The organism is uncultured Campylobacter sp., from assembly GCF_963517995.1.
In the GTDB taxonomy this organism is placed as follows: domain Bacteria; phylum Campylobacterota; class Campylobacteria; order Campylobacterales; family Campylobacteraceae; genus Campylobacter_A.
In genome coordinates this window covers 1-5,015 of the sequence record NZ_CAUQHQ010000151.1, presented here as the reverse complement: position 1 = coordinate 5,015, position 5,015 = coordinate 1, and the positions used below count along the sequence as shown (strand labels likewise).

Annotated in this window: 5 protein-coding genes; all 5 read left to right on the top strand. The window is 48.3% G+C overall.

Features of this window, described 5'->3' with window-relative positions:
• The coding region (locus tag RYL88_RS11410) for an OmpA family protein (protein ID WP_314991410.1) at positions 1–374 on the top strand (374 nt) is incomplete at its 5' end.
• A gap of 2 nt (positions 375–376) precedes the next feature.
• Positions 377–1,117 (top strand): flagellar type III secretion system pore protein FliP, encoded by a 741-nt coding sequence (gene fliP, locus RYL88_RS11405; RefSeq protein ID WP_297967995.1) that lies wholly within the window; start codon positions 377–379, stop codon positions 1,115–1,117.
• A gap of 141 nt (positions 1,118–1,258) precedes the next feature.
• A complete protein-coding gene (locus RYL88_RS11400) occupies positions 1,259–2,575 on the top strand; it encodes a TolC family protein (protein ID WP_314991407.1) in 1,317 nt (438 codons plus the stop codon).
• Positions 2,572–3,741, top strand: a complete 1,170-nt coding sequence (locus RYL88_RS11395) for an efflux RND transporter periplasmic adaptor subunit (RefSeq protein WP_314991405.1) — start codon at positions 2,572–2,574, stop codon at positions 3,739–3,741. The genes RYL88_RS11400 and RYL88_RS11395 overlap by 4 nt, the downstream gene beginning before the upstream one ends.
• Positions 3,734–5,015: efflux RND transporter permease subunit (locus RYL88_RS11390; protein ID WP_314991403.1), on the top strand; the 1,282-nt coding region annotated here is incomplete at its 3' end. The genes RYL88_RS11395 and RYL88_RS11390, both read left to right, overlap by 8 nt.

Sequence of the window (5,015 nt, the reverse complement as noted above, 5' to 3'; positions counted from 1 at the left end):
ATAGCGCTAAGCTGCAAAACGACGATGCGTTGCTGTTTTTAAAACGTATCGCAATGGTAATAGCTAAGCTACCCCCGGGCGTCGTAGCAAACGTGATCGGACATACCGACAGCGAGCAGCCGGCGTCTACCGAGTTTAAAGACAACTGGCAGCTATCGTCGGCTAGGGCTATTAGCGTAGTTGGCGAGCTCATCAAAGACGGAGTCGATCCTAAAAAGCTAACCGCATCCGCAAAGGCCGAATTTGAGCCGTTTGCGACGAATTTTACCGAACAGGGCAGGGAGAAAAACCGCAGAGTCGAGATACACTTCGTTTCGTTAAATTTAGACGACAAAGCCAAAACGCAAAAAAGCATACTGGACGCGCAGGAGTAAATTTGAAAAAACTGACGTTTTTGCTGTTTTTTATCTTTGCGGCGGTCGCGATCGGCGAGGATAACGTCACGATCCCGACCGTAAATCTCAGCCTAAGCGCGCCTACTACGCCCACTCAGCTAGTTAGCTCGCTAAACGTCCTACTGGTCCTCACCGTCCTCACGTTGGCTCCTTCGCTCATTTTTATGATGACCAGCTTTTTGCGGCTCATTATCGTTTTTTCGTTCTTGCGACAGGCGATGGGTACGCAGCAGATGCCGCCCTCTACGGTGCTTATTAGCCTTGCGATGGTGCTTACGTTTTTTATCATGGAGCCTGTGGGCAAGAAAGCCTACGAAGCTGGCGTGCAACCCTATCTAAGCGAACAAATCGGCTATCAAGAAGCTTTTGAACGCGGAGTGAAGCCGTTTCGCGAGTTTATGATAAAAAATACGCGCGAGAAGGATCTGGCGCTGTTTTTACGCATCAGAAATATGCCAAACCCGCAAAGCTTTGACGATATCCCGCTCACGGTCGTGATGAGCGCGTTTATGATTAGCGAGATGAAAACGGCGTTTGAGATAGCATTTTTGCTCTATCTGCCGTTTTTGGTCATCGATATGGTCGTTAGCTCCGTGCTCATGGCGATGGGTATGATGATGCTGCCGCCGACGATGATTTCGCTGCCGTTTAAGCTGCTTATTTTCGTGCTCGTGGACGGGTGGAATTTGCTCGTTATGAACCTCGTTAAAAGCTTTCATTAGGTTTTTTGTCGCTATAATCTTAAAAATGCTCCGCGCGCCGCTTAAATTTTCATTTTATTTTACCTACGGCGCCAGGCCCCGGGCGGGCAAACCCGCTCAAATTTAGCCCGCGTCGCCCAGAGCTAACAGGGAAGGGTTTAGATGAAAAAAATTTATATATTTTTGAGTTTTTGCTTTTTTTTAGGCGGTTTGGAGGCTGAATCTGAAGGAAATTTGCCCGAGCTGATTTTGGCCGCGCAGAGCTCAAATTTAGCTCAAATTTCAAACTACGAATCGCAAAAAGCGCAGCTGCAAAAAGACGCAGTAAAGAGTGCGTATATGCCAAGCCTCACGGTCGAGGGCGGATACAGCTTTTTAAGCGGCGACATAAACGTCCTTCGCCCGCAAAGAGCCGCTACGGCAAGAGCTATTTTGGAGCTTGCCGTTTATGACGGCGGCAAAAGAGAAGCCCTGCTAAGCTCGCTTTCGCATCTTAGCGCGGCTGAAATTTTAAAAAACGAGGAGTATCAAAACCTGCTTGCGTTTAACATGGCTAAGCTTTATTTTAGCTTTTTGTCGCTGGGCGAGCTTGCGCTGGCAAAAGAGGGCGAGATAAACTACCTAAAAAACGCGCTAAATAGGCTGGAAAAATACTACCGCGCGGGGCTTAGCGACGAGAGCGAGTATGAAGCGATAAATGCTAGATACGCCATGGCGCTCGCCGAACGCCTCGAGATATCGCAAAATCAAAACGAGATAAAAAATCAAATTTACGCGCTAACGGGCAGGGATATAAAGCCCGTGGCAGGGTCTAGGATCGCGCTTGCTGATGAGGACTTCGCGCCGCAAAAAGGCGAAAAGCCTGAGCTCGAGGCGCTTAGGCTAAATTTCGCCGCGGCTTTGGAGGACGAAAAAATAACCGTGTCCGAGGCAAACCCGCAAATTTTCATCAAAAACACCTACACTTTTATGCGCACGCATTACGATAGAAACTTGCTGCCTGCGCAGTATAGAAGCGCGCTGGAGCCCTATTTCGACGACTTTTTTAAGCCAAATTTAAACACCAACGAGCTGATTTTAGGCTTTAGCTGGAAGGCGTTTGATTTTGGCGCAAACAAAAAGCAGCGCGAGATAAAGCGCATAAGCGCGCTGCAAGCGAAGTTAAATCTGGACCAAAAGCGCTTGCAAAACGAGCTAAATTTAGCAAATATCAAAAACGACCTAAAGACGCTCGAGCAAAAGATCGCCGCAGGTAAAAGCGCGCTAAACTCGGCGCAAACCTCGCTAAATGCCGTTAGTAAAAAGTATGAAGCCGGGCTGCTAGGGTACGTGGAGTTTTTAAACGCGACCGCGCAGAGCTTTAGCGCAGGCAGCGCACTGGAGCTAAGCAAGAGTAAATTTGAGATCAAAAAGGCGGAGTATCTATACGAGCGCGGCGGTAAAATCGCCGAAAATATCGAAAAAACGGAGCGCAAATGAATAAAATTTTACTTTTTTTACTGAGTGCGGCGGTTGCGCTTTGTGCCCAGGATAGGATCTACGCGAGCTTTGACGTCGCACCCGCAAAAGACGCGCAGCTCGCGCTAAAAGCCGTCGGTATCGTAAAGAGCATAAACGTAGAAATCGGCTCCGCGGTAAAGCGCGGCGACGTACTGCTCGAGCTTGAAAACGAGAGCGAAAAGCTAGCCGTAAAGCTCGCGCAAAACGACCTAGAGAGTGCGCAGACGGCAAAAGCCCACGCAAAAAGCGTGCTGGATAAATTTAAGCTCGTTCAAAGCGTGAGCTCGAAGCAAGCTTTTGAAAATGCGGAGTTTGATTTCAAAAACGCAGCGCTAGCCGAAAATAGAGCGCATCTGGCGCTAAATTTGGCGAAAAAGAGGCTTGAGGATACGAGGCTGCTAGCGCCTTTTAGCGGGATGATATCAGGCAAGAGCATCGAGGTTGGCGAGGGCGTGGGCGGCGTAGCGCAAAAGCTGATGTCGATTTTTTCCTATCCGGACGTGAAGCTCAAGCTTAGCTTTGATGAAAAATTTAAAGACCGCGTAAAAATCGGCAGCGAATTTATCTATAAACTAGACGGCCAAAGCGAGGAAAGACGCGGCGAAATCAGCCTTATTTATCCGACTATCGATACGAAAAACGGCAAAATTTACGCCGAAGTGCAGGCGCGAAATTTGACGCCGGGGCTTTTTGGCGAGGGATATATCGTCACTAGCGCGCAGGACGGGGACGCAACGAGCGATAAAAAGGCCGCCGAGCCTAAAAACAAGGATGAAAATAAAACATTTGGGCTTAAATTTGAAGGCTTGAAAAACGGCGGGCATGCTGCTAGCGGCGCGAAATTTGACGACAAAAAAACTAGCTTCGGTATGGCTGGGTTTTTAAATTTGAGGGCGCAAGCGAAAAGCGAGATAAATTTAAACTCAAATTTTGCATGCGGCGTTAAATTTGACTCAGTCGCAAAAAATGCAAATTTGATGAGCGGGTCAAATTTATCGCATAAACAGCGAGATATAAATTTAAACACAGAATTTGACGCGGCGCAAATTTTACTAGCCGCTAAACGCCAAACGTTTTTTGCGCAGCAGGGCGGACGGGTAAATTTGACGCAAAAGGCAGTTTTGGCGAAGGCGCAAAATGTATAAACTAGCCATAAATCGCCCGATTACGACGTTGATGTTTTTCGTCGCGCTCGTATTTTTCGGAGCGATGTCGCTTTTTAGGATGCCGGTAAATCTCTTTCCCGAGGTTGTCATCCCGCTGGTTAAGATCACGACCTACGCGCCCGGCGACATGAGCCTCATCGAGAGCAGGGTCACTAAAAAGATCGAGGACGAGGTCTCGACGATAGACGGTATCAAAAAGATCAGGTCATATACATTTAACAACCTCAGCATCGTTTTAGTCGAGTTTAATCTCAAGAAAAACATCGACGTCGCCGCAAACGACGTGCGCGACAAGGTCGCAAAGGCAAAGCTGGACGCCCAGCCCGAGATAGAGAAAATTAGTAGCGACAGCGGCAAGGTGGCGAGCTTTTTCGTTAGCCGCAAGGACGAAAATTTAACCGCGCTCATGCAAGCGGTCAAAGACGAGGCAAAGCCGTTTTTGCAGCGCGTAAAAGGCGTGGGCAAGGTCGATGACAAGGGCTTTTTGGAGCCTGAGATTAAAATTTACCTTGATCCGTTTAAGCTCGATAAATACGCCCTGACCGCGGCCTCGGTCATAAATATAATCAAATCGCAAAATTTAAAAGCGCCGCTTGGCAAGCTGGAAAACAGCGAATTCGAGATATTTTTAAAGAGCGAATTTGACGCTAAAAGCGTGCGCGAGCTAGAGGAGATCCGCCTGCAAAAAGACGTATTTTTAAAAGACGTCGCGCGCATTGAGTTATCTCATCACGACACCGATGCCGTAGCGATGTATAACGGCAAGCGCGGAGTGCTGCTCGACGCTATAAAAGTAAGCGGCGCAAACACGATCGAGACGGTAAACGTGCTCAAGGCTAAAACGGACGATCTAGTGGCAAGACTGGGCGCGAACTACGAAGTGGAGCGGGTTTATGAAAAGAGCGAAAGCATCCTAAAGCACATAAATCAGGTCAAATTTGACATGATGCTAGGCGTCGCGCTCACCGTCGTCATTGTCTTTTTCTTTTTGCGAAGCTTTAGCGCGACTATCATCGCCGCGCTTGCGATACCTGCTAGTATCGTGGGGACGTTTTTTATCATCGATGTTTTGGGCTTTGATTTAAACCGCCTCACGCTGCTGGCTCTCACGCTTGGTATCGGTATATTTATCGACGATGCGATCGTGGTCGTGGAAAATATCTCCAAAAAGATGCAAGAGGGCGAGATCAATCCGCTACAAGCGAGCTTTGAGGGCGTGCGCGAGATCGCCTTTAGCGTGCTTAGCATTAGCG